21 protein-coding genes are annotated in these 24,161 nt (G+C 68.6%); 8 read left to right on the top strand and 13 right to left on the bottom strand.

Features of this window, described 5'->3' with window-relative positions; translation table 11 throughout:
• Nucleotides 1-7: 7 nt before the first annotated feature.
• From EV643_RS33685 to EV643_RS33655, 7 genes are all read right to left on the bottom strand, one after another.
• On the bottom strand, nucleotides 8-739 hold the full coding sequence (locus EV643_RS33685; RefSeq protein WP_133804244.1) for a cytidylyltransferase domain-containing protein: 732 nt from the start codon (nucleotides 737-739) through the stop codon (nucleotides 8-10).
• Nucleotides 736-1,572 carry a hypothetical protein gene (locus EV643_RS33680; RefSeq protein ID WP_133804243.1) on the bottom strand — a complete coding sequence of 279 codons (837 nt, stop codon included), beginning with the start codon at nucleotides 1,570-1,572 and terminating at the stop codon, nucleotides 736-738. Before EV643_RS33680 ends, EV643_RS33685 begins: the two co-directional genes overlap by 4 nt.
• A complete protein-coding gene (locus tag EV643_RS33675; RefSeq protein ID WP_238165977.1) occupies nucleotides 1,572-3,023 on the bottom strand; it encodes a hypothetical protein in 1,452 nt (483 codons plus the stop codon). Before EV643_RS33675 ends, EV643_RS33680 begins: the two co-directional genes overlap by 1 nt.
• A gap of 37 nt (nucleotides 3,024-3,060) precedes the next feature.
• Complete coding sequence (gene pseC, locus EV643_RS33670; protein ID WP_133804242.1) at nucleotides 3,061-4,185, bottom strand: UDP-4-amino-4,6-dideoxy-N-acetyl-beta-L-altrosamine transaminase; 1,125 nt, start codon at nucleotides 4,183-4,185, stop codon at nucleotides 3,061-3,063.
• On the bottom strand, nucleotides 4,185-5,168 hold the full coding sequence (gene pseB, locus EV643_RS33665) for a UDP-N-acetylglucosamine 4,6-dehydratase (inverting) (RefSeq protein WP_133804241.1): 984 nt from the start codon (nucleotides 5,166-5,168) through the stop codon (nucleotides 4,185-4,187). The genes pseC and pseB overlap by 1 nt, the downstream gene beginning before the upstream one ends.
• A gap of 142 nt (nucleotides 5,169-5,310) precedes the next feature.
• A complete protein-coding gene (locus EV643_RS33660) occupies nucleotides 5,311-5,712 on the bottom strand; it encodes a type II toxin-antitoxin system VapC family toxin (RefSeq protein WP_238165976.1) in 402 nt (133 codons plus the stop codon).
• Between the two features lie 4 nt (nucleotides 5,713-5,716).
• Nucleotides 5,717-5,944: an AbrB/MazE/SpoVT family DNA-binding domain-containing protein gene (locus EV643_RS33655; protein WP_133804239.1), complete on the bottom strand. Its 228-nt coding sequence runs from the start codon at nucleotides 5,942-5,944 to the stop codon at nucleotides 5,717-5,719.
• 59 nt (nucleotides 5,945-6,003) lie between these two features.
• On the opposite strand from EV643_RS33655, the gene EV643_RS33650 reads away from it, so the two are divergent.
• Nucleotides 6,004-7,029 carry a PseG/SpsG family protein gene (locus EV643_RS33650; RefSeq protein ID WP_238165975.1) on the top strand — a complete coding sequence of 342 codons (1,026 nt, stop codon included), beginning with the start codon at nucleotides 6,004-6,006 and terminating at the stop codon, nucleotides 7,027-7,029.
• On the opposite strand, the gene EV643_RS33645 is transcribed toward EV643_RS33650, so the two are convergent.
• Complete coding sequence (locus EV643_RS33645) at nucleotides 7,014-8,975, bottom strand: hypothetical protein (protein WP_133804238.1); 1,962 nt, start codon at nucleotides 8,973-8,975, stop codon at nucleotides 7,014-7,016. The genes EV643_RS33650 and EV643_RS33645 overlap by 16 nt on opposite strands.
• A gap of 56 nt (nucleotides 8,976-9,031) precedes the next feature.
• Entirely contained in the window at nucleotides 9,032-11,365 is a 2,334-nt protein-coding gene (locus EV643_RS33640; protein ID WP_238165974.1) for a hypothetical protein, read from the bottom strand.
• A gap of 58 nt (nucleotides 11,366-11,423) precedes the next feature.
• Here EV643_RS33640 and EV643_RS33635 point away from each other — a divergent pair, with 58 nt between their 5' ends.
• The 6 genes from EV643_RS33635 (at nucleotide 11,424) to EV643_RS33610 (ending at nucleotide 19,473) form a co-directional block, all read left to right on the top strand.
• A complete protein-coding gene (locus EV643_RS33635) occupies nucleotides 11,424-12,419 on the top strand; it encodes a glycosyltransferase family 2 protein (RefSeq protein WP_133804237.1) in 996 nt (331 codons plus the stop codon).
• Between the two features lie 11 nt (nucleotides 12,420-12,430).
• Nucleotides 12,431-13,576 carry a dTDP-4-amino-4,6-dideoxygalactose transaminase gene (gene rffA / locus EV643_RS33630; protein WP_133804236.1) on the top strand — a complete coding sequence of 382 codons (1,146 nt, stop codon included), beginning with the start codon at nucleotides 12,431-12,433 and terminating at the stop codon, nucleotides 13,574-13,576.
• Nucleotide 13,577: 1 nt separating this feature from the next.
• The gene (locus tag EV643_RS33625) at nucleotides 13,578-14,369 is read left to right on the top strand and encodes an N-acetyltransferase (protein ID WP_133804235.1); all 792 of its coding nucleotides are present in this window, start codon (nucleotides 13,578-13,580) and stop codon (nucleotides 14,367-14,369) included.
• A 172-nt stretch (nucleotides 14,370-14,541) separates the two neighbouring features.
• Nucleotides 14,542-16,875 (top strand): glycosyltransferase family 2 protein, encoded by a 2,334-nt coding sequence (locus EV643_RS33620; RefSeq protein WP_166665675.1) that lies wholly within the window; start codon nucleotides 14,542-14,544, stop codon nucleotides 16,873-16,875.
• Nucleotides 16,875-17,705, top strand: coding sequence for a hypothetical protein (locus EV643_RS33615; protein WP_133804233.1), 831 nt, complete (start codon nucleotides 16,875-16,877; stop codon nucleotides 17,703-17,705). The genes EV643_RS33620 and EV643_RS33615 overlap by 1 nt, the downstream gene beginning before the upstream one ends.
• Nucleotides 17,698-19,473: a hypothetical protein gene (locus EV643_RS33610; RefSeq protein WP_133804232.1), complete on the top strand. Its 1,776-nt coding sequence runs from the start codon at nucleotides 17,698-17,700 to the stop codon at nucleotides 19,471-19,473. The genes EV643_RS33615 and EV643_RS33610 overlap by 8 nt, the downstream gene beginning before the upstream one ends.
• Before the next feature lie 3 nt (nucleotides 19,474-19,476).
• Here EV643_RS33610 and EV643_RS33605 read toward each other — a convergent pair whose 3' ends face one another.
• Both EV643_RS33605 and EV643_RS33600 read right to left on the bottom strand, forming a co-directional pair.
• On the bottom strand, nucleotides 19,477-20,961 hold the full coding sequence (locus EV643_RS33605) for a class I SAM-dependent methyltransferase (protein ID WP_133804231.1): 1,485 nt from the start codon (nucleotides 20,959-20,961) through the stop codon (nucleotides 19,477-19,479).
• 6 nt (nucleotides 20,962-20,967) lie between these two features.
• Entirely contained in the window at nucleotides 20,968-21,921 is a 954-nt protein-coding gene (locus EV643_RS33600) for a glycosyltransferase family 2 protein (RefSeq protein WP_133804230.1), read from the bottom strand.
• A gap of 45 nt (nucleotides 21,922-21,966) precedes the next feature.
• Here EV643_RS33600 and EV643_RS33595 point away from each other — a divergent pair, with 45 nt between their 5' ends.
• Nucleotides 21,967-22,431, top strand: a complete 465-nt coding sequence (locus EV643_RS33595; protein ID WP_133804229.1) for a GtrA family protein — start codon at nucleotides 21,967-21,969, stop codon at nucleotides 22,429-22,431.
• A gap of 30 nt (nucleotides 22,432-22,461) precedes the next feature.
• Here EV643_RS33595 and pseI read toward each other — a convergent pair whose 3' ends face one another.
• On the bottom strand, nucleotides 22,462-23,517 hold the full coding sequence (pseI, locus tag EV643_RS33590; RefSeq protein WP_133804228.1) for a pseudaminic acid synthase: 1,056 nt from the start codon (nucleotides 23,515-23,517) through the stop codon (nucleotides 22,462-22,464).
• A 3-nt stretch (nucleotides 23,518-23,520) separates the two neighbouring features.
• Nucleotides 23,521-24,042 (bottom strand): peptide chain release factor 2, encoded by a 522-nt coding sequence (locus EV643_RS33585; protein WP_133804227.1) that lies wholly within the window; start codon nucleotides 24,040-24,042, stop codon nucleotides 23,521-23,523.
• Between the last annotated feature and the right edge of the window lie 119 nt (nucleotides 24,043-24,161).

The raw sequence follows: 24,161 nt of genomic DNA, 5'->3' as shown, positions 1-24,161 counted from the left end.
AGCGCTGTTACTCGCCGAGCTTCTTCTGTTCGATGTGCTCGTTCAGCGCGTGCAGTTCGGGATGCTTCTCCATGATCGCGACCAGATCCGCGCAATTCAGCTCCGCCGCGCCGAAGTCCTCGATCAGCGTCGTGAGCAGATTCCGGTCGTCCTGTGTGTCCAGTGTGAGCCGGTACTTCGACGCGTCGCCGCCGTCGAACGGCAGGTTCAGCAGGCGCATGTCACCGGTCCGGTTCTGGTGCAGGTACGCCGTGACGTGCTCGCGGTCGACCGGCAGGGTCGCGTCCGCGTCGGCCTGCAGCAGCCGGGCGGCGGAGAAGATCTCGTAGTCCATCCCGCGCGGGAAGGTCCGCTCCAGGCAGTTCGACACGTAGAGGTTGTCGTCCGCCTCGGCGCGGAACCGGTCGACGCCCTCGGCAACGACCGCCGCGTCGATCAGCGGGCAGTCCGAGGTGACCCGGACGACGCCGTCCAGCTCGTTCTCGCGGATTGCGCCCGCGAACCGGGACAGCACGTCCAGCTCGCTGCCGCGGAACACCGCGACCCCGGCGGCGCCGGCCTGCTCGACGATCTGCTCGTCGGCCTCGTTCGTGGTGGTCGCCACGATCACCGGCAGCCCGGTCTGCGCCAACCGGTCCAGATGGTGCTGGAGGAACGTTTTACCGCCCGCGGTGAGCAGAACCTTGGCCGGCAACCGCGTGCTGGTCGCCCGGGCCTGGGTGATGATCCCGATCTTCATGAAGCCACCTTGATTGAGTTCCACCGGAACATCTCCCGGATTTCCGTCGGCCCGGCCACGTGCTCGACACCCAGCTCAGTGTCGGTGAACTCACGGGCCACGTCGAGCGGGACGTACGGTTCGTTCAGCTCCGGCCACAGCCGCCGGATCCGGGCCTGTCCGCCGAACGACGGGTGCTCGTTCTCCAGCAGCATCGGGTCGCCGTACACGCCCGGTTGCAAGCCCACCGACGCGCCGTACAGGACGGCGGAGCTGAGCCGGTTGGAGGCGACCCGCTTGTGCTTGCGGAGTTCGCGGAGCTGTTTGAGCAGGAAGTCGCCGTCGGTCTTGCGCCAGTGCAGACCGCGGTACCCGTGCGTGATCACCCGGAACCCGGCGTCGGTGTAGACCTTGCGGATCGCCTCGTTGTCGTACTCGTTCCAGTACAGGCAGACGGTGACCGGCCCGGTCTCGTGTTCGTTGATCGAGGCAACGATCCGGCCGTGGTCGCCGAGCACGTTCTGGCCTTCCCAGCCGTGGAACGGGTAGAAGATCGTGCCGGCCGCGTCGTCGGCGGGGGTGGCCAGCTCGGGGTACACCTTCAGCAGGTAGAGCCAGACGGAACCGATCACCGAGTAGTTGCGCAGGCCCATCGACCAGCCGCGGCGGCGGACGCTGTCCGACCAGACGAACTTCGGCATCCCGTCGACGAAGGCGGTGTTGTACGCGAACCCGTCCAGGATGTTCCAGCCGTGCTGGAGGTAGCCCCAGATCCGCGGCGGCTCGCCGTTGCCGAGCCCGGCGTACTTGGCCATCACGTTCGCGTGGCCGTAGAAGTGGTTGGCGTGGTGCATCAGCGAGTCACTCTGCGGACGCGTTTGACGACGACTCGGGCCGGGTTCAAAACGGCCTGGCCGATCCGGTACGGCCGGGACCGGCGGATCCCGTCCAGCTGGCTCTCGAACCAGGTCGCCTGCGTGTTCGCGTCGGCCAGCTCCTGCGAGAGCCGCGCGATCGTCGCCAGCTGTTCGGCCGCACCCACCGGCTGGGCGGGCTCGTTGCCGTCGGCAACTCCTGCCCAGAGCTCGTCGGTCACGGTGATCCCGGCCATCGACGCCAGCCGCGCGGTCAGGTCACGCAGGCTGCCACCGGCAGGCCATGGTTGCCGTGAGCCCGCTTCGAGTGACCGCCGGACGAACCGGGCCAGCTGCCCGACGAGCAGCGCGTCGCCCTCACCCTCGACCTTCGCGCCGTCACCGAACACCCGGTACGACGAACCGTCGGCGATCACGTTGTCCGCCGAGGCCACGGCCGCGATCGCCGGGTCCTGCGCCCGCAACCACTCGGCGAACGCGAGCACAGTACGACGTACCGCGGCGTGGTCGTCGATCCGCAGAGCGGCGAGCAACTGCTCCTCCAGGAGCACACCGGAGCCCGTCGGCACGGCACCGACTGGCAGAACGGAGGGCAACGAGGGGGCACCGGCGACGAAGTACCAGCCGGGCGCGAGCTCACGGCCCAGCCCCGAGGCGATGGCGTCCTGCGTCGTGCGGTACGGGTCGGTCAAGGTGGGACCGGTGAAACGGGCCGCGATCGAGCGCGCGACCACGGCGGCGGTGAACGGGCCACTGACCTCGGCCAACGCCACCTCGGCCTCGTCGAGGGACGGGTAGACCGCGAAGGTCGCCGTCAGCCCGGCGGACTCCACGACGGCCGAGACCGCCTTGAACCCGGCGGGCGGGGCCACGTCACCGGCGACGTCGCGCGCCCAGGCCTCGTCCCGCGGCACGGTGATCGTGGGGTCGGGCTGGACCAGACGCTCGATGCCGAAGCTGTTCTCGGCAGCCAGCAGTAGGCGGCCCGACGGGGCCAGCCGTGCCTTGAGCGCCGCCAATGCGTCGGTCCAGGTCAGCACCGGGGTATCCGGGCCGACCAGCCGGGCGAATCCGTCGAGCGCCACGACCACGTCGTACGAGTTCTCGCCGTGCTCGGCGCCGAAGTGGTCCAGTGAACCGCAGAAGACGCGCACGTCGAGTGCCTCGGCGATCTCCTCCGCATCCGGTGCGGAGCGGACCAGGACGTCGACGGACTCGGCGCGGTCGGCCACGACCTTCAGCAGGTCGAGCGAGTGAGGGCCCGCGACCAGCACCGAGCCTGCCGAGCCGCCGCCGAGGACTGCCTCGAGCAGGGCGGCCGGTGCGGCGCCGGACAATGCGGGCCGCCCGTCCGACGGGTGCAGGTCGGACCAGTTGAGCATCTCGCCGGCGATCATGATCGACCGAGCATCAGCCTGGTCAGGTGTCACAGTGGTCAATTCTCTGGCTTTCCAGCGAGGTGGCGGGTCAGGACACCAGCTTCGTCAGGGTTTCGATCACCTGGTCGACCTGGGCGTCGGTCAGGTCCGGGAACATCGGCAGCGAGATCTCCTCGCGGTAGTACTGCTCCGCGTTCGGGCACAGACCGCGCTGGTAGCCGGCGTTCGCGAAGACCGGGTGCCAGTAGACCGGGATGTAGTTGACCTGGACGCCGATACCGGCCGCCCGCAGGCCCTCGAAGATCTCCCGGCGACGGCCGCCGAGGATCCGCACCGGGTAGAGGTGCCAGGCCGGGTCCACGTAGTCGCGCTGCGCCGGGACGCGAATCCCGTCCACACCGCTGAACGCCTCGTTGTAGCGGGCGGTGATCTCGCTGCGGCGCTTCTTGAAGTCGGCCAGCCGCTTCAGCTGGGACAGCCCGAGCGCGCTGGCGACGTCGGTGAGCCGGTAGTTCAGGCCGAACTCGTGCACCTCCTGGTGCCACGGGCCCTCGTCGGTGATCTCGAACCGGTCCTTGTCGCGGACCAGGCCGATGAAGTGGAACTCGTGCACCTTCTGCCCGACCGCCGGGTCTTTGGCGACGACCGCGCCGCCCTCGCCGGTGGTGAGGTTCTTGGTCGGGAAGAACGACAGCGTGCTCACGTCGGCCAGGTCGCCGACCGGACGGCCCTTGTACGTGCCGCCGACCGAGTGCGCGGCGTCGTCGAGCGTCTTCGCGCCGATCCGGTCCGCGATCGGCTGGAGCGCGTCGTAGTCCGCGGCGTGGCCGGCGTAGTCGACGGCCGCGATCACCTTGGTCCGATCCGTCACGGCCGCCTCGACGGCAGCCGGGTCGAGCAGCGCGGTGTCCTCCTCGACGTCGGCGAAGACGATCTTCGCGCCGAGGATCGCCGCGCACGACGCGGTCGCCACGAACGTCATCGGCGTGGTGACGACCTCGTCGCCGGGGCCGACCCCGAGACCGGCGTACGCCATGTGCAGGGCCGCCGTGCCGGAGGTGCAGCTGACCGCGCGGTGGCCGCCGGCCAGCTCGGAGATCGCCGTCTCGAACGCGGTGACGGTCGGGCCGGTGGTCAGCCAGTCACCGCGCAGGATCGCGGCGACCGCTTCGATGTCCTCTTCGGAGATGGACTGACGGCCGTACGGAAGCATCAGACGTCGCTCTCCAGGATCTTGGTGATCTCCTCGATCGTGTACCACTGGTCGTTGTTGTCCGACGTGTAGTGGAAGCCGTCCGCCACCGGCGTGCCGTTCGTCGGCGGGGTGTAGCCCCAGGTGGCCAGGTCCGGCTGCAGCACGTACCGGTCGCCGATCGCGAGCGCGCGGCGGCCTTCCTCCGGGCTGATCATCTCTTCGTGCAGCTTCTCGCCCGGGCGCAGGCCCATGTCGTGCATCTTGGCGCCCGGCGCGATCGCCTGGGCCAGGTCGGTGATCTTCATCGACGGGATCCGCGGCACGTACAGCTCGCCGCCCATCATCTGCTCGAACGAGTCGACCACGAACTGGACCGCCTCGGGCAGCGTGATCAGGAACCGGGTGCAGCGCAGATCGGTGATCGGCAGCGACTCACCGGCCTCGTGCAGGGCGCGGAACTTCGGGATGATCGAGCCGCGGCTGCCCATCACGTTGCCGTACCGGACCACGCAGAAGCGGGTGTCGTACGCCGCCGCGTAGTGGTTGCCGGTGATGAACAGCTTGTCGGCGGTGAGCTTGGTCGCGCCGTACAGGTTGATCGGGCTGGACGCCTTGTCGGTGGACAGCGCGACGACCTTCTTCACACCGGAGTCGATGCTGGCCTCGATCACGTTCTGCGACCCGATCACGTTCGTCTTGACGAACTCCCACGGGTTGTACTCCGCAGTGTCGACCTGCTTCAGCGCGGCCGCGTGCACCACGTAGTCGACTTTGTGCATGGCCCGGTCCAGCCGGTCCTTGTCGCGGATGTCGCCGATGAAGAACCGCAGCCGGGGGTCGTCGCCGAACAACTGGCGGACCTCCCACTGCTTCAGCTCGTCCCGGCTGAAGACGATGATCCGGCGCGGGTCCAGGTTGTCCAACGCGTAGCGGATGAACGCCTTGCCGAAGGAGCCAGTGCCTCCGGTGACGAGGATGTCGGAGCCGGTGAGGATGGACACGTCGTATAGGACCCTTCTTCAGGACAGTTTCCGGACCGCCGCGCAGGCGTACACACCCTTGGCGGCAAGTCCGTACGATAGCGGGCTGTTCCACCGAAGCCTCAATCCGCGTCCTCCGCTCGGCCCGGCAGGGGCGTAGACGTCAGTTCGGCAGCAGAAGTTCGACCCCTGGAAAGTATGTCTGGAAACGGGCCTTGTCGCGGGTGATCACGCGATAGCGGTGCACGGCCGCATGAGCGCCGACATAGAAGTCGGGCAGCGGCGAGGTCTTCGTGCCGCCCCGCCGGCGATAGGCGAGGAAGGCCTTGGCGGCCAGGAATCCGGCTTCGTACGGCAGCGGCTCGCGCCGGAAATCCGTCTTGGGCAAGGCGGCGTCGACCTCCTCGATCCGCTCGAAACCGGCCGAGACCTCCGCGTAGATCAAGGGATTGATCACCAGTTCGCCCTGGTCGCGGGCATCGGCGACAGCGGTCGCGGACCAGTCCGCCCAGGTCCGGTTATCGGTCAGGATGTCCAGCAGCACACAGGTGTCGACCAGCGTCACCCGTTCATTCGCCACGCAGCAGCTCCATCAGTTCCTCGGTGCTCATGCCGCTGGTGGCCCGGCCGCGCATCTCGCGCACCAGGCGCTGGCCACGGGTCTCGCTCTGGCTGGCCCGGACGATGCGCAGAGCACCGCCGTCCTCGACCACCTCGACCTCGTCACCCTCGTGCAGATGGTGTCTGCGGCGGAGCTCGGCCGGGATGGTGACCTGCCCCTTGCTGTTCAGGCGCATCGATCCTCCTACGTATTACGTCTCCTACGTATTACATCCTACCCGATACGGTTTGGGGCGTGACTCGGATCGGGATCAGGTGTGATGTGGGGCCCAAGCGGGGGATCGGGCATGTGATGCGGAGTCTGGCGCTGGCGGAGGAGTTGCGCCGGCGTGGGGCCGAGGTGGTGTTCGTGTGTGACAGCCCCACAGTGCCGTGGGCGGACGAGCAGATCAGCGCCCGCGGGATCGGGGTGGAACCGGCCGTGTGGACGGCTGATGAACACCTGGAGTTGTTCGCCCGGCTCGGGCTGGACGCCGTGGTGTTCGACTCGTACGACCTGGACGCCGAGGTCTTCACCGCGGTCCGCAAATCAGGCATCCCCACGCTGGCGATCGTCGACGGTGACCTTCGCGGCGCCGAGGCAGACGTGTTCGTCGACCAGAACCTCGGATCCGAACTGGACCAGCCGGTGCTCCCCGAGGGATCCACCCGGCTCGCGGGTCTCGACTACGTCCTGCTCCGGGACGAGATCCTCCAGCTCCGCCCCACCGAACCACCTCAGCCGCGATCGGGCGCCGTACCGAAGGTCTTCGCGTTCTTCGGCGGCACCGACGCCTTCGGAGCCGGCCCGTACGTCGTCCGCGCGCTCGCCCGGACCGGCGTCGGTTTCGAAGCCCTCGTCGTGGCACCCGGTGACGACCTGGCCGATGCGATCGCCGCTGTCGACCTGGATCCCGGCCAACACGTCGAGGTCATCGGCCCGACCTCCGAACTCGCGAAGGCCGTCGTCGCCTCGGACCTGGTCCTGAGCGCCTCCGGTACGTCGACCTGGGAGCTCCTCTGCCTCGGCGCGACCGCAGGCCTGGTGTGTGTGGTCGACAACCAGGTGATGGGCTACGAACGAACAGTCGCCACGGGTGCCGCCGTCGGTGTTGGCGTCCTCTCCGATCTCAAAGTCGACCCGGACCCCGCGGCCGCCGTACTACGCCCGCTGCTGCGGGACGCCGAGGAACGTGCTCGCATCGCCGGCGAGGGCTGGAAACTCGTCGACGGGCAAGGCCGTTCCCGTGTCGCCGACGCGTTGTTTCACCTGATCTCGTAGATCGTCGCGTCCAACGTCGCGTGCCGGATCCGGACGAACTCCTTCAACTGCGGTGAAACCTCGCCCGCAAGGCGGTCGGCGTACAACCATTTGACTCCGGCCCGGCGCAACCGCTCGACAGCCGGTGCCGACGGGGACACGAACACCGCGTCGTTGATCGCCAGGAGGTCCCGGTTCCAGAACGGCACCTCGAGCGGAGCGGTGCCGGCCGCCATCGCGGTCTTGGTCGCGCGGTTGCTGCCCGACCAGCCCTCGAGCAGGACGGGTCGCTCGGACAACGCCGCGAGCCAGTAGTGCCGGCTGTCGCACCCCGCCTCGGTCTGGGCGATGCAGTGGGCGTTGGTGGCGATCAGCTCGCCCGGACGGCTGTTGTCCCGCAGGAAGCGTGCAGCGGCCGCCTCTGCTTCGGTCGGACCACCGGCCTGAGGCTTGGCGAAGACCGGAAAGACGGTAGCCCCGAGCACGGCCACCGCTACCCCGGTCGCAACCACAGTGCTGGCAGTTCGGACAAGTACGCGACGGTCGAGCACCAGCCTGACCAGGTTCGCCAGACCAGCACAGGCCAGTGCAGCGATGACCGGAAAAGCAGTCCGTAGGAACGGCACCTGACTGGGCGCTGTCTGGGTGGTCATCAGGGTCCCGGCCAGGCCGGCCAAGGCGAAACCGAGCAGGAACACCGCACCCGGATCCCGCCACGGACGCCGCAGGAAGAACACCCCGCAGCACGCGAGCGCCCAGCTCAGCAGCATCCGCCAGTCGGTCAGCAACTGCTCGTTGACCATGAACTGCGTCCCCCAGGTCTGACCGCCGAGGAGCGTCAGCAGAGCCCCGAAGCCGATGGCCACCATCAGCAGTCCGGCGGTCAACGCGGTCCGGGTGGCCCGCTTCGTCGCAGTGAGGATCAGGAACGTCAGCAGAAATCCGCCCGCGGCCAGCGGCAGGATCGTCGCCTTGACGCCGACGGCCACGATCGCCAACCCGATCGGCAGCACCCAGCGGCTGCGCGGCTGCTGCCGCCGGAGCAGATCCACGGCCACCAAGCAGAACGCCGGAGCGATCACCAGGCCAAGCGCCTGCGGCGGACTCAGGTACGCCCAGACCGCCGCCGCCACCTGCCCGGCATCACCTTCCCGCAACGGCCCCCACGTCCCACCCAGCCCCACAACCAGTACTGCGAGTGACCCAGCCCACGAAGCCTTCTCGGTGAACCGTGCGGTCAGGGCGAAAACCAGTGCGCAACCCGCGAGCAGCAGTGGCAGCCAAATGAGCGAATGCACCAGCACAGTCAGGTCGATCCGCGTGATCCAAGCGGTCGCGGCCAGGAACTGGTGGGAGAACGTGTGGTAGCGCATCGGCTCACCACCGAGCCACAACGTGCTGATCGGTACGTCGTACTTGGCGCTCGCGGCCAGGGCTTGATGGAAGGCCAGCGCCGGATCGGATCTGAGCGGGTCGGCGAAGGCGGGCAGGAACCGGGCCGGGCCGTTGCGGTACGTCACGACCAACACGATCGACAACGCCGCGGTGAGGAGCCAGGCCTGCAGCGGCCGCAGGGGTTGTTCCACCGGGCGCCACACCCGGGTACGGGCGTCGCTGTCGACGACGGCGACCACCAGGACGAGCGGAATCCAGACCCAGGACCAGGCCTGCATGCCGACGGAGGCGCTGGCCAGGTAGACGATGATCTGGGCTGCGGCGCCGACGGCGAAACCAGCCGCGGTGTCTTCGACCAGGTTGCGGTGGTAGCCGCCGATCAGGCGCCAGAGGGCGAAGCCCGGGAGGACCACGCCGAGCACGATGAAGGCCAGGAATCGGCCGGTCTCGCTGATCGTCGAGTGGCGGAGCAGCAACACGACCGCGAGGACGATCAAGGGAAAAGCGGCGGCCAGCCCGGTGAGTGAGGGGCCGGCTGTTCTCGGCCCACGCCGCCTTGCCCTCGACCGCATGCAGTCACCTTAATCGGCCTGCAATCGCTCCGTGCGCGGAGTGTCACAAACTGTGGTCAGGGCAGCTCGAATACCAGAGCGTCGGGGGCCTGGTAGCGAAGGGTGGCGAAGGTGCTGAGGTTCTGCGAGACCGCCGTCTGGGAGGGGTCGGCGTAGAGCCAGCGGACGCCGTACTTGGTGCGGAGCAGGCGGAGGTTGTCGCGGGTCGGGGAGGCGAAGGCGCGGTCGTTGTCCTCCTGCTTCTGCTCGTCCCAGAAGGGCAGGCCGTTCGGGCTCCTGCCGGTGGAGGCGACCAGGTCGTTGATGGTATTGGTGTACCCCCAGCCCTCGACCAGGACGTGCCGCTCGGTCAGCGCGGAGATCCAGAAGTGCCGGACGTCGCAGCCGGAGGCGTTCTTCATCGCGCAGTGCGCGTTGGTCGCGATCAGGTCGCCGGGCGCGGTGTGGTCGCGGATCCAGTGGGCCGCCGCGGTCTGGGTGATCGACGGGCCGAGCGGGTACTTGTCGGTCAGCGGCGGCAGGGTGACCTCGCGATAGTTCGCCATCGCCTGGATCGGCAGCAGCAGGCCGGCGCCCATCCCGGCGAGCACGAACGACGCCATCGCGATCCGGGTCGGCCGGCCCCTGCGCCGGGCGAGCTTCCACAACGCGGTGACGATCACGGCAACCGCGGCCAGCAGCCCGACTGTCCACAACCATGGCGTGACCAGGCCGGTCAGCGTCCCGTCGGGGCGCAGGAACGGCCTGCCGTCGGACGGGTGCGCCTTGACGATCGCCCGGGCGGCCGCGGTCGCGCCGGCGCCGCCGAGGACCGAGGCGAGGACGGCGATCCCGGACCGTTTGTCGGCGAACCAGAACACCAGCATCCACGCGCCCGCCGCGGCTAGGGCGGCGATCACCGGGACCGCCGTCCGGTGGAAGTACATCTGGCTGGTTCCCGGCTGGTCGGTCAGCAGCATGCCGCCGAGGCCCGCGATCGCGATGCCCACCCCGAAGATCATCCCGGGATCGCGGAACCACCGGGCCGTCGTACCGGTCAGCACCAGCAGGCCGGCCGCACCCAGAAGCAGGCCCAGGCAGCTGGTGATCCCGCTGATCCACATCGCGCCGTGGTCGTACTCGCCCCAGCCGACCGGTTTCGCCACCAGCGGGTAGATGCCGATCTTGGCGAACGTGACCCACGGCCGGACCGCGAGCCCGGACGAGTGGTTGCCGAAGACGACCACGATCGCGCCGAGGAAGATCGCCCCGAGCACGCCGATCAGCACCAACGCGCCGGCCGCGAACTTCCGGTAGAAGATCCGGATGAAGACGACCAGACCGAAACCGCAGATGATCAGCGGAATCACGGTCGCCTTCGACCCCGAGGCGGCGACGCTGATCAGCACGAACAGCACCCAACTGCCGGGTGCGCTCCGGCCGCGCAGGAGGTCGACCCCGATCAGGGCGAGCAGTGTGATCAGCCCGCCGCCCAGGTTCTGCGTCGGCGAACCCCAGACGTAGTTCGTCAAGCTCTCGGCCGGCAGATTGACGTTCGGGTACGCGTTCACCGTGCCGCCGATCCCGGCCACCGCGATCGCGAGCGGACCGGCCCAGCGCGACCCGGGTGCGATCCGATCGGTCAGCGCGAAGATCAGCGCGCAGCCGGCCAGCAGCAGCGGGATCCAGCCGATCGTGTAGACGAGATCGGTCAGGTCCACCCCGGACGCCCACGACGTCGCCGCGGTGAACTGGTGCCAGAAGTAGTGGTAGTCCATCTTCTCGCCCTGCAGGTACGGCGCTTGCAGGGGGACGTCATACTTCGCACTCGCGGACAGCGCCTGGTGGAAGGCCATGTCCGGCGAGTTCGACCGTGCGTCCGTGTACGGCGCGGGCACTAGGTTTCGGTACCGGCCGACCGCGTAGATGGGCAGCGCACACGCCCCCGCGATCAACCACGCGGCCAGCGGGCTGACCGGTCGCTCCACCCGGCTGAGGCACCGCCTCCGCCACGACGGCACGGACACGGCGACCATCAGCACGGGAGCGGCCCAGAGCCAGGCCCACTGCTGCAGCCCGAGTGGTGCGACGGCCATGTAGACCAGCAGCAGCACCGACACGCCGACCAGCGAGCCGGCCGCGAAGTCCTCGATCAGGTTGTGGCGGAACGGGCTGGCCAATCGCCACAGGATCGTCCCTGGCAGGGTGATCCCGAAGCCCCAGAAGCGCAGCAGGGCCACGATGCTGTCACCGGAGGCGTGCCCGGCCGCCAGCCAGATCAGCAGCCAGGCCAGGGCCACCCCGGCCGCCACCTTCACGAGGTTCGAGCCGAGAGCGCGCCATGGGAACCGCCGTTCGGCACGCTGCGGAGCGCCGAGGCTACTGGGCGCGACGCGCGTGATGGTTGGCACGAAGGAAGGTTAGCGGGGCCGGGGTGCCGAGTAGTCTCGCCGAAGGAAGGTTTGCCAAGTGGAAGCCAGTCAGCCCACCTTGTCCGTCGTCGTACCGATGTACGACGAGGAAGAGGTGCTGCCCATCTTCTTCGAGCGGATGCGCCCACTGCTCGACGGACTCCGCATCAGCTACGAGGTGCTCGTCGTCGATGACGGCAGCCGGGACAACACCGCCGCACTGCTCGCCGTCGCGACCAAGGACTGGCCACAGCTCCGCCTGGTCCGCCTGCTCCGCAACTCCGGTCACCAGGCCGCCCTGTCCGCCGGATTCCGCCGGGCCCGCGGCGAGTATCTGGTCAGCATCGACGCCGACCTACAGGACCCGCCTGAGTTGATCGCGGACCTGCTCGCCACCGCGCGCGACGAGGACGTGGATGTCGTGTACGGCGTCCGCTCCGACCGCTCCAGTGACACGTGGGCCAAGCGGACCACCGCTCGCCTGTACTACCGGTTGATGTGCCGACTGGTCGGCAAGGAGATCCCCTTCGATGCGGGGGACTTCCGGTTGGTCTCCCGGCGGGTGGTCGACGCGGTGAACGCCCTGCCCGAGGACGGTCGCGTGTTCCGGCTGGTGATTCCGTGGTTGGGCTTCCCGAGTGCTGAGGTGACGTACGTACGCGCCGAGCGGGCGGCAGGAACCACGAAGTACAACCTGAGCAAGATGATGCGGCTGGCCTTCGACAGCGTCACGGCGTTCTCGGCGGCACCGCTGCGGCTGGCGACCTGGCTGGGTCTGCTGGGCGGTCTGCTGTCGGTGGCGGTCGTCATCGCGGCACTCATCATCAAGCTGTCCGGCAACAGCATCCCGGGCTGGACGTCGACCGTCCTCGCGGTGGGTGTGATCGGTGCGATCCAGTTGCTTTGTCTCGGCCTGCTGGGGGAGTACGTCGCGCGGTTGTTCCAGTCGAGCCAAAAGCGGCCGCAGTTCCTGGTCGGCTACGACAGTCTCGAGGACCACGGCCACCACACCTTCGCCGAGGCGATCGAGGCCAAGGATCCTGACCACGGGTAGGCTCCCACTCCATGCCGGACCTCTCGCCCATTCCGTTCTGCAAGGCCTACCTGGCGGGCGACGAACTCGCCTACGTCAGTCAGGCCTTCTCCTCGGCCGCAGTGGTCGGGGACGGCCCGTTCACCGCGCGGGCCACCGAGCTGGTCACCAAGCTCACCGGCGGGGTCGGGTCGTTGCTCACCACGTCCTGCACGCACGCGCTGGAGATGACCGCCCTGCTGCTCGACCTGGAGCCGGGCGACGAGGTGATCATGCCCTCGTTCACCTTCGTCTCCACTGCGAACGCGTACGCGCTGCGCGGCGCCGTACCGGTGTTCGTGGACGTCCGGCCGGACACCCTGAACCTGGACGAGACCCAGGTCGAGGCGGCCGTCACCGACCGGACCAAGGCGATCGTGGTGGTGCACTACGCCGGGGTCGCGGTCGCGATGGACGAGATCCTGGCGATCGCCGCGAAGCACGGGATCGCCGTGGTCGAGGACAACGCGCACGGCCTCGGCGGGACGTACAAGGGCCGTCCGCTCGGTTCACTCGGCCTGATGGCGACGCAGTCCTTCCACGGCACCAAGAACGTGCACTGCGGTGAGGGGGGCGCGCTGGTCGTCAACGACATCGATCTGCTGCACCGGGCCGAGATCATCCGGGAGAAGGGCACCAACCGGAGCGCGTTCTTCCGCGGCCAGGTGGACAAGTACCGCTGGGTCGACATCGGCTCCAGCTATCTCCCGGCCGATCCGCTGGCCGCCTTCCTGACCGCCCAGCTGGAGCGGTTCGAGCAGATCCAGGCGCCCCGGTACGCGATCTGGGAGCGGTACGACGAGGAGTTGGCCGACTGGGCCGGGTCGCACGGGATCGCGGTGCCGACGGTCCCTGAAGAGTGCGTGCACCCTGCGCACATGTACTACCTGCTAATGCCGGACCACGAGCACCAGCTCGGCCTGATCGCCCATCTGCGCGAGCGCAACATCACCGCCCCCTTCCACTACGTCCCGCTGCACTCGGCCCCGGCCGGCGAGCGGTACGGCCGGGTCGGGCCGGGCGGTTGTGACGTGACCGAGCGGATCAGCGGGCAACTCGTGCGGCTGCCCCTGTTCAGCCAGCTGACCGAGGACGAGCAGACCCGGGTGATCGACGGCCTGCTCTCGTACCCCATCTGACATGGGCTGGTACGACGCGCTCGAGGCCGGCGAGCTGGCCAGTTCCCCGTCGGAGTACGAATCCAAGCGGTTCGGCGTATCGGTCGACCGGGTCTCCGTCTCCGCTTCAGCCGGTACGCCGCTGAGTGAAGTGCTGGCCGCGGTGGACAAGTCGACGGCCGATGTCGTCGTACTGCGTTATCCGGCGCGCGAGGTGTCCTGGTTCGCAGCCCTGGCGAGTGGTCCACGCAAGGCACTGCTTGCGGACAGCCTCGTCTACTGGTCGCTCCCGGTCGGTAAGGGTCATCGCCCGGCGCCGTTGGCGGGGTTCAACGCCAAGTTGGAGACCGACATCGACGACGACCTGGTGGACGACCTGGTCGGCGACATCTTCGGTGACTACGGCAACCACTACTGCGCCAACCCGTTGTTCGACCGGGCGCTGGCGCTCGCCGGGTACCAGGAGTGGGCCCGGCGCAGCATCGCCGCGGACGGTGCCGTCGTACTGCGCGGCCCCGATCGCCGGGTGCTCGCGCTGGCCACGGTCGACCGGCAGGCGTCCTGGACCGAGATCGAGCTGGCCGGGGTGGTCCCCTCCGAACAGGGCCGCGGCCGGTACGCGCATCTGCTCGCCGCGGTCGAGGACGCGAGCACGGCCCGGCGGCTGGTGATCTCCACCCAGGGGCATAACACCGGTGTGCAAAGAGCCTGGGCACGCTACGGTTTCGAGCCGGTTCACACTCTCTTGACAGTCCATCTCGTAACACCCGGATTACTGCCGGGTGAACGTTTTCCCGCCAGCCCCGCCCGGTGATGCATCCGTCGGGGGTGACCGCCCCCGGTGCTAGGCTGCTCGACGATGGATCACTGGTCGCCGCCCGGACCTTGGTTGCTCCGGAGCGACGTGCCGCAGCAGCATCGGGTAGGCGGGTGAAGCCGACCAGGATGTCGACCTACCGCCGATTGAGCCGAGGAGAATTGCCGTTGTGACGCCGCGGCTGAGTGTCGTTGTGCCCTTCTACAACGTCGGCGACTACATCGGGGAGTGTCTCGATTCGATCGCCCGGCAGACGTGGACCGATTTCGAGGCGATCCTGGTCGACGACGGATCCCCGGACAACAGCGCCGCGATCGCCAAGGAGTTCTGCGACCGCGACTCCAGGTTCCGGATCGTCGAGCAGGAGAACCAGGGTCTCGGCCCGGCCCGCAACACCGGGACCAGGCACGCCGACGGCGAGTACATCACCTTCGTGGACAGCGACGACCTGGTTACCCGGCACGGGTTCGAGAAGCTGATCCGTACCCTGGACGAGACCGGCTCGTCGTTCGCCGGTGGCAACGCGCGCCGGTTCAACAACTCGGCGGGCGTCCGGCCGTCCTGGATCCACCGGCTGCCGTTCGGCCGGGACCGGATCGCCACCCACGTGATCGAGACCCCGGACCTGATCCTGGACCGGATGGTCTGGAACAAGGTCTACCGGCGGTCCTTCTGGGACGAGTACGGCTACGAGTTCCCCGCGATCCGGTACGAGGACTACCCGGTGACGCTGAAGGCGCATCTGGAGGCGGTCACGGTCGACGCCCTCGCCGTACCGGTCTACTACTGGCGCGAGCGCGAGTCCGGCGAGTCGATCACCCAGCAGAAGTTCCAGCTCGGCAACCTCGAGGACCGGGTCCGGTCGGCCGAGCTGGTGATGGACCTGATCGAGACCGGGGACGGGCTGCGGGAGGTCCGCCGCCGGGTGCACTCGCACTTCACCCAGATCGACATGCTCACGCTGATGATGGCGTTCGGCGCGGCCCCGCCGGAGGAGGAGCAGAACCTGCTCAAGCTGGCCCGCCGGCTGATGGACCGGCTGGACGACTCCGTCCTGGCCCGCGCCCACAGCTACGACCGGATCCAGCACTCGGCCCTCGCCGAGGGTGACATCGACCTGCTCCGCCGGCTCGCCCAGTTCCGCAACGACGGCGGCCTGCGCGGCGGCGCCCGGGCGCTGTCCCGGCCCGGCCGGCCATGGCAGTACGAGCACAACTACCCAGGTGTGCAGGACCAGCGCAGTTCGGTACCGCGCGAGCTGTACCGGCTGCCGACGACCGCGCTGAGCCTGGCCACCAGCGTCCAGCAGGTCACCTGGCTCGAGGGCGGCACGCTGTCGGTCAAGGGCACCGCCGAGATCCGGCACCTGGAGACCAAGACGTCGTCCAGCCTGCGGATCGCGATCGTCATCGGCGGGGTCGAGACCCAGCTCGCGGTCCGCCGGTTCGACGCCACCGACACGCACGGCGACCCGGCTCTGGTCGGGTTCGAGGTACGGCTCGACAAGCCGTTGCTGGCCAAGCTCAAGAACACCGCCGCCCCGGCGCACTTCATGGTCCGGATGCGGTCCGGACGGCTCCGCCGGCACGGCAAGCTGCGTGGTCAGCGGCCGGGCAGCCCGGGCTGGCCGCCGGGATCCTGGATCGACGGCACCAGCTGGGTCCAGCCCGGTCCCGGTGCGGACGGCGCCTTCGTGCTCCGGAAGATGGTCGACTCCTGCCGGCTCACCTCGGTCGAGAAGACCGCCGACGCGCTGGTGCTGCACGGCCGGGTGCCGGGTGAGATCGAGGAGCCGAAGCTGCGGATCAGCCGCCCGCTGGCCGGTAAGGACCAGTTGCTGCCGGTCACGCTGAGCGGTGACGGCCGGGACTTCAGCGTCCGGATCCCGATCCGGCCGATCATCGACGACACCAACCCCGACGACCCGTTCACCCAGCGCACCACCTGGGCGTTCCGGCTGACCGGATCCAACGGCGAGGAGAAGCTGCTCCTCTGGACCGCCGGCCAGCGGGCGATGCACCACCTCGACCAGGGCCGGCTGGTGACGCTCACCAGGTCCACCGGTGGCTATGTGAACCTGCACGAGGCGCCGCTCCGGCTGCCCGCCGAGGACGCCGAGATCGTTGCCGACGGCAATGGGCGTGAGCTGCGGATCAGCGGTCCGGTGATGAACGGCGACGACTACACCTTCGCCTGGCGGCGGTACCTGGACGACTCCGACGACCACCTGGACGTCGAGTGCCGGCGGACCGTCGAGGACGGCGAGTGGACCGCGGCGATCGCGGTGCCCGAGCTGATCCCCGCCGACGTGGAGACGAACTCGACCGACCCGCTGGCCAGCCTGGCGGACTGGATCCTGTTCGCCACCGGCCCGGACGGCGTCTCGCATGCGGTCCAGTGCGAGCCGTTCCTGTCCAGCCGGTTGCCGGTCGACACCGAGCTGCACGGCCACTCCGCCACCCTGCGCCCGCACGCCGGCACCCTTCACCTCGAGGTTCGCTGATGCATCACCACAACCACTACTACGGCCAGGCGCACATCCTGGCCCGGTACGCCGGTCTCGACGACCAGTACCCGCCCCGGCTGCGCGGTTACCTGCAGCACGGCTGGAACATCGCCGACGGCTGGAACCCGGTGCACGAGTTCTACGACGGCGCCTGGCGGTTCACCTGGAGCGACGCTCCACGCCGCCGCGGGCACGCGCTAGGCCGGCGGAACTACCACAGCATCGGCGCCCCGTTCCTCTACCTGCTGGACCTCGAGCCCGAGCTCGGCGCGGTCCCGGAGGAGGAGCGCGAAGGCACTCTCTGGTTCCTCTTCCACGGCTGGGAGGGCGGCAAGATCCAGGGTGACCACAAGAAGCTGATCGACGAGATCCGGGAGACCGAGGACGGCCCGGTCACCTTCAGCCTGTACTACACCGAGTACGACCGGCCCGAGGTGCGCAAGTCGTACGAGGACGCCGGGTTCCGGGTGGTCTCGTTCGGCCGCCGCGGCTTCTCCTACGAGGGCACCGACCCGCGCTTCCTGTACAAACAGCTGGCCGAGCTCCGCAAGCACAAGCGGGTGGCGGCGAACCGGCTGTCGACCGCGATCTTCTACGGCATCGCGGCCGGCTGCGAAGCGGCCGTGTACGGCGACCCGATGGAGATGGAGGGCGAGAACCCGCTCTTCGGTGGGCAGCGCCGGATCGAGCGGCTGTGGCCGGAGATGCTGGGCAAGGAGCTCGACCCGGAGGCGGCCAAGGCCACCACCGATCTGGAACTCGGGGTGCCGTGGATGATGCCGCCGGAGGAACTGCGCATGGTTTTCGATTGGAGAGAGCGTGTCTGACAACCAGCTGGCCGTCGAGGTGGTCCGCGGCGAGATGCAGCCGTGGAGCGACTACAGCGGCAAGCGGGGGGCTGCCCAAGGTCCGGTGCTCCGCGCACTGCTGACCGATGTCCTTCCCGATGCTGCGCGCACTCTGATCCTCGGTCCGCATGCCGCGGATCTGGTCGAGGCCGTGATCGCGAAGGCCGCCGAGACGACCGTGCTGGTCCGCTCGGTCTCCGACGCGGGTGAGCTGACCGAGCAGTTCGGCGACAAGCTGCAGGTGGTCGCGGGCGCGCTCGACGGTCTGGTGGACGACAGCCGGCCGCGGTACGACGTGGTCGTCGCGGCGGACGGGCTGGATCGCGTCATCGGCTACGACAGCGACGACCTGAACTGGCAGCAGCGGCTCGACGCGCTGGCCGCGGTGGCATCGCCTGAGGCGGTGCTGGTGCTCGGCGTGGAGAACGAGTTCTCCCTGACGAACCTGCTCGACCGTCGCCCGGCCGACCAGCGCCACGGCGACGACGAGTGGCGACCGCTGCACGAGGACCCGACCCGGCCTGTGTCCGTCGAGCAGCTGACCTCCTCCCTGGAGCGCGTGGGCCGGACCGGTGCCGTTGCGTACGCGTCCTTCGCGGTCAAGGAGACCCCGCTGACGCTGGTGTCCGCCGATGTGGCGGCCGCTGCCCGTCCGGGGCAACTACCCGCGCGGCTGGCTGTCGAAGCACTGGAGGCCTCGGCGGCCGTAGTACCGCTGCTGGCGCCGGTTGCCGAGGGCGCCGAGAGCGCGGCGCGTGCTGGGCTGCTTGCTTCCACGCCGAGTGGGTGGATCGCTGTCGCCGGTGCGGCCGCGAAGCACGCGATCTACGCGCAGACCCCGGGTGCGGAGGCCGTTCTCACCGCTGACGCGGAGGGCGACGGCTGGTCTGTGACTGTCGCTGGTGGTGGTGCAGAGACCGCCGGCGACTTGAAGTTCGACGCCGAGGCTGTCCCGGCGACCGTGCCGGGTGGGGTGACCGCCGAGACGTTGCTGCTCCGTCTGGCCGCGGCCGAGGACGTCCCGGGTTTCCGGGATCTGGCCGCGCGGCTGGGTGACTGGGCGCGGTCCCAGACGAGTTCGCAGGTGCTGCTGCGCTGGGACGACGTGGTCGTCGACGGCGACGGGTTCGCCTTCGGGGTCTCGGCCTGGGCGACCGTGGGCGAGGAGACCGAGAAGGACCGGCTGGCCGCCGCGTGGGCCCGGTTCCACGAGCGGCTGATCGGCGCCCACCGCCGGCACCCGTGGCCGCCGTGGATGGTCGGCGACGACCTGGTCTCGGCCTGGCTGGCGATGTCCGGGATCGAGTCGATCAAGCAGACGCCGGCCGCCGGTCCGGACACCCCGTCGGCCTCGGTCGCAGAGGTTGCGCGTGGCAAGGAACTCGCCGCGGCGCTGAATGTCGCACTGGGTATCCCGGCCGACGCATCGCAGACGCCGGACGTCCGGACGGCGCTGGCGGAGGCCGACGAGGCCCGCAAGGAGAACTTCGAGCTGAAGGGCCAGATCTTCGGCCTGGAACGCACGCTCGGCTTCCGGGACAAGGCGCTGAAGACGCGCGAGACCCGGATCCGCGAGATGCGCACCCAGGTGCAGAAGGCGAACGCCGAGCGCACCAAGCTGAAGAACTCGCGCGCCTACTCCGCGGTCAAGCTGATCCGCAAGGCCGCCCAGATCCGCAACCCCCGCAAGTTCGCCGGCAAGGTCAAGCGCCGCGTCAAGCGCCAACTCAAGAACAAGCTGGGCTGACAGTCAGTGGGCCCGGCGCGCAACCAGCAACTGGTGCGTGTCGGGCCAGTCCACCGCGTCACCTTCAGGGGTCGTGATAGAGGCGACCGGGGTGATGCGGTTGTCGATCACCCAGTCGTTGCGCCAGGGCTTGGATGCCGGGTCGATGATGAATCCTGCTTGGCGGGCGACGGTTGACCAGCCCTCGAAGTTGAGGCCGCAGAACTGTTCGTGGGTTTCGCTGAGCCAGTTGTCGACGTAGTCCTTGCGGGTGAGGAAGTCCATCGCGTCGGCCAGCCGGAGTACCAGTTTGCCCTCACGTTCGGCGTACTCGAAGGGCACGTTCGCGTTGCGGCGGAAGTCCTGGGCGAACTGGAAAAACCGTGCCCTGGTTGACAATCGGGTCACGTGCGCCGCCGGGCCCTGGAGGGCTTCGAGGTCGACCGGGTTCGCGTTCACCCCGTCGCTGTCGTCCAGTTCCAGTACGACGATGCGGTCGGGCTCGGCTGGTCCGCAGACATCGGAGTTGACCCAGACTCCACCGGGAGCCGTGTGCGCGTGGAGCGCGTCGGCGAACCGTTGGACAGTGGCGGGACGCGAGCCGCCGGCGTACGACCAGATCTCGTGGGTGAGCGCGAGCGTGAGCGTGGTGTCGATCGACCGGGGTGGGAAGACGGCCGAGCCGAGCATGTTGCGCTGGTAGAAGTACACGTTCGGGTTCTGGAAGCGGCCCTGTTCCTTCTTGTGCACGCATTCGGCGTACAGGTGCCGGGCGACCTCGACACCGATCAGGTCGGACTCGTGGAACCGCGGATCCGCGTCGACCAGTTGCAGCGTGGCGCCCGTCGCGCAACCGATGTCGAGGATGCGGCCGGGGCGGACGAAGTCCTTGATCTGCTGCCATTTCCGGTCGGCCGCGGTCTCGAAGGCGTCCGCGTAGGTCTTGTAGTCGCGGGTGGTGGTGAGGCCGCCGTCGTCGCCGACCACGGGATCGTTCACGCAGCGCCGGATGTGCGCGTCCAGGTGGTAGCGATCGAAGACGTCGACGGTCGCGGGATGGGCCAGCTCGCGCCACTCGTCGTTGCCTGCGGCAATCATCAGCAGGACGTCCCACGGGCGCGGCTGGTCCGGCGGCTCGACGCCGATGACGGAGTGGCCGAGCTGTTCGTAGAGCTTGGCGACCTCGGGCGTGGAGCAGGCGACGACGGTGTTGTCTGGCGACAGCTGGACCTGGTCGTCGGTACCGGCCTCGATCGCCTTGATCGTGACGTCGGCGAAGTCGTCCGTCGGCGGGGTGTCCGTCACGCCGACCACCAAGGAACGAAGACCGGTCTGCACGCTGAACCGCTCGATCGCCGCTTCCCGCCGGTCGAACGGCACCGGGTTCCGCTTGGTGGTGTGGTGGTTTGACGAGGTCACCGCCCAGACCACGGTTGCGTCCTGTTTCGAGAGGAATTCAGCCTGGAAGTTCGTCAGGACGTGATGCCGCCCCGGAAAGAGCAGGTACACGGGGGTTCAGTCGGTCTCGGTGGTGATGTCCGGGTGCGCGTCCACGTCCGTCCGCTCGCGGATCACGTACGTCGGCCGCCCCATCGATCCGGAATGCAACCGTCCGACGTACTCGCCAAGTACGCCGAGCGCGAGCATCTGGGCACCGGAGAACAACGCCACCATCGACGCGATCGTGGTGAACCCGGCCACCGTGGTCGCGCCGGTCGCGTACTTGTAGATGATGACGCCGAACAACCCGATCCCGAACACCGCGCAGATGAAGCCGAGATAGCCGACCAGTCGCAGCGGTTCGGTGGAGTACCCGGTGATCAGGGTGAGCGCGTGCTTGACCAGCATCCAGGTGGTGTAGTTCGACTTGCCGTCGGCGCGGTCCTCCATCCTGACCGTGGTCTGCGCGATCCGCGTGGTCGACCAGGACAGCGCGACGTCGACCGAGGCGTGCGGCCCGTCCAGCCCGTCGAACCCGTCCCGCAGGAAGGTCCGGAAGGCCCGGAACGCGCTGATGGACTTGGCGTTCTGCACCGAGAGGGTGGACGCCATCGCCGCCTTGACCATGCGGGACGAGAAGCTCCGGAAGACCCCGTGCTCCTCCTCCTTCGGTACGCCGTACACCAGGTCGATGTCGTCGGTCAGCGACCGCAGCAGCACCGGGACCTGGTCGGCCGGGTGCTGGAGGTCGTCGTCCATCGTGACGACCACCTCGTACCGCGCGCTGCGGACGCCGGCGATCAACGCGTTGTGCTGACCGTAGTTCCGGGCCAGCCGGAGGGCGCGGGTCTCCGGGTACTTGTTCGCCAGCTCGCTGGCCACCTGCCAGGTGTCGTCCGGGCTGCCGTCGACCACCAGCACGATCTCGAACCCGGTGGTCACCTCGGGCAGCACGTGGGAGAGATCCTCGACAAGGCGCGGCAGGGTCCTGGCCGACCGATAACATGGCACGACGACGGAGACGAGCACTGCTTGCCCTTCTGACGATGGTCCTGCGGAGGCGGCGGTTCGCCGTTGGCGATTATTCCACTCGAGAGAGGCACTGACATTTCTGTCGCGCAGCTGGGTGCGAAAGCCCTGGATGACCATCGCGTCCGCTACCTGATCGTCGGCGCCGGCACCAATGTCTTGTACTTCGGCCTGTTCTGGCTCGGCTGGCACCTGTTCGAGGGCGCTCTGCCTTATCTGGTCGTCACCGCGATGGCCAACCTGGGCACCGCGGTCGTGATGTATCCGGTCTATCGCGGCTTCGTCTTCGGCTCCAACACGGGCTGGCTGCGCGGTTTCGCCAAGTTCTACACCGTCTACCTGTTCGGCCTCGGCTGCTCCCTGATCGGCATGCCGCTGCTGATCGAGGTCCTGCACCTGGCGGTCCTGCTCGCCCAGGCGCTGATGATCCTGATCGTCCCGGTGATCAGCTACCTGTTGCACCGGTTCTGGACCTTCCGCGACGGTTCCCACACATCAGTTGATGGCTGAACCGGCGCGGAAGTTGCCCAGTCGGTCTACTTAGAGAACGTCCCAGGTGAGCGGGGTGCCCTTCGGGGTGTCGACGCGGAACTCGCGGCCCTCGACCGAGGCGAAGGCGTCGGGGGCCAGACCGCCGGCCGGACGGACCGAGCGGACGTTGTCAGCGGCCACCTTCTCGCCGGCCTTGACGTCGCGGGTCACGTAGAGCGAACGGCGGAACCGGAGCACGTTCTGCTCGGCCTGCTTCGGGCCGATCACCGGCTGGCCGAGCGCCTGCTGGGCGACCTTGGTGCCCTCGACCAGCATCTTCACCTCGTCCGGCTCCAGCGAGAAGGCGGAGTCGACGCCACCGTCGGCGCGGGACAGCGTGACGTGCTTCTCGATCACGGTCGCGCCGAGCGCCACGGCCGCGATCGCCGCGCCGATGCCCATCGTGTGGTCCGACAGACCGACCTGGACGCCGAGCGCATCCCGCAGGACGGGGATCGAGCGGAGGTTGGACTGCTCCGGCGGGGCCGGGTAGCTCGCGGTGCAGGACAGCACGATGATCTGCTCGTTACCGGTCGAGCGGGCCGCGCGAACGGCCGCATCGATGTCGACCAGGGTCGCGGAGCCGGTCGAGATGATGATCGGCTTACCGGTCTCGGCCATCCCGCGGACCAGCGGGAGATCGCCGATCTCGTTCGAGGCGACCTTGTACGCCGGCACGTTCAGCTTCTCCAGGAAGTCGATCGCGGTCGGGTCGAACGGCGACGAGAAGGCCAGCATGCCGAGCGAGTTGGCCAGCTCGAACAGCGGCTCGTGCCACTCCCACGGCGTGTGCGCCTCCTGGTAGAGGTCGTACAGCCGGGCGCCGCCCCACAGTTCGTGCTCCGACGGCAGCCGGAAGGCCGGCAGGTCGACGTCCAGGGTGATCGTGTCGGCGGTGTAGGTCTGCAGCTTCAGCGCCTGCACGCCGGTCTCGGCCATCGCCCGGACGATGTCCTTGGCCCGCTCGATGTCGCCGTTGTGGTTGCCGGACATCTCCGCGATGATGAACGGCTGGTGGTCCGGCCCGACCGGGACATCGCCGAAGTTGATCGTGGTGGCACTCATAGGTCAGTTTCCCTTCGGCTTCCGCCGGTTGAACTTGTTCAGACTGATCGGCAACACGGTGATCTCGCGGCCGTCGGCGTACCGGGTCTCCGGCTCGCCCTCGACGAAGCGGAACCGCCGGTTCATCTGCCGGACGACAGTGTTGTGCTCGAGCACCTCGCCGTAGAGGTCGTCCAGACCGAGGGTGTCGAACGCGTACGACGTCGCGTCCTTCATCACCTCGATCCAGGCCGGCAGGGTCTCGCCCCGCTCGGCCAGCCCATCGGCGTCCAGGAAGAACCCCCAGGCACCGGTCCGCGGCTCGGCCTCGAGCTCGAGGTCGAAGAAGTTGACCACGCCGGCGACCACGCCGTCGCGTTCGTAGATCAGGATCCGGCGGGTCGGGTCGGCACTGGCCTTGGCCCACCAGGCGGCGTGCTCATCGGCCGAGATCTCGTGCGCGTTGATGCTCACGTCCCGGTTCGGCTGCTGGTTGCGCAGGGTCCGGATGATGTCGACGTCGCCGTCGGTGGCCGTGCGCAGCACTGTCTGACCTTCCGTTCTCCGATGATCCGGCCACCACGGTACCGGCTGGCCGAGGCAGGCTGCGATCCGGTGGCGAGACCGGATGTGGATAACGTCATCAACGAATCGAATCGAGCCCT

It is taken from the genome of Kribbella caucasensis, from assembly GCF_004361855.1.
GTDB classification, from domain to species: Bacteria; Actinomycetota; Actinomycetes; order Propionibacteriales; family Kribbellaceae; genus Kribbella; species Kribbella caucasensis.
The sequence above is the reverse complement of the archived record's forward strand: the minus strand, read 5'-3'. Positions and strand labels throughout refer to the sequence as shown.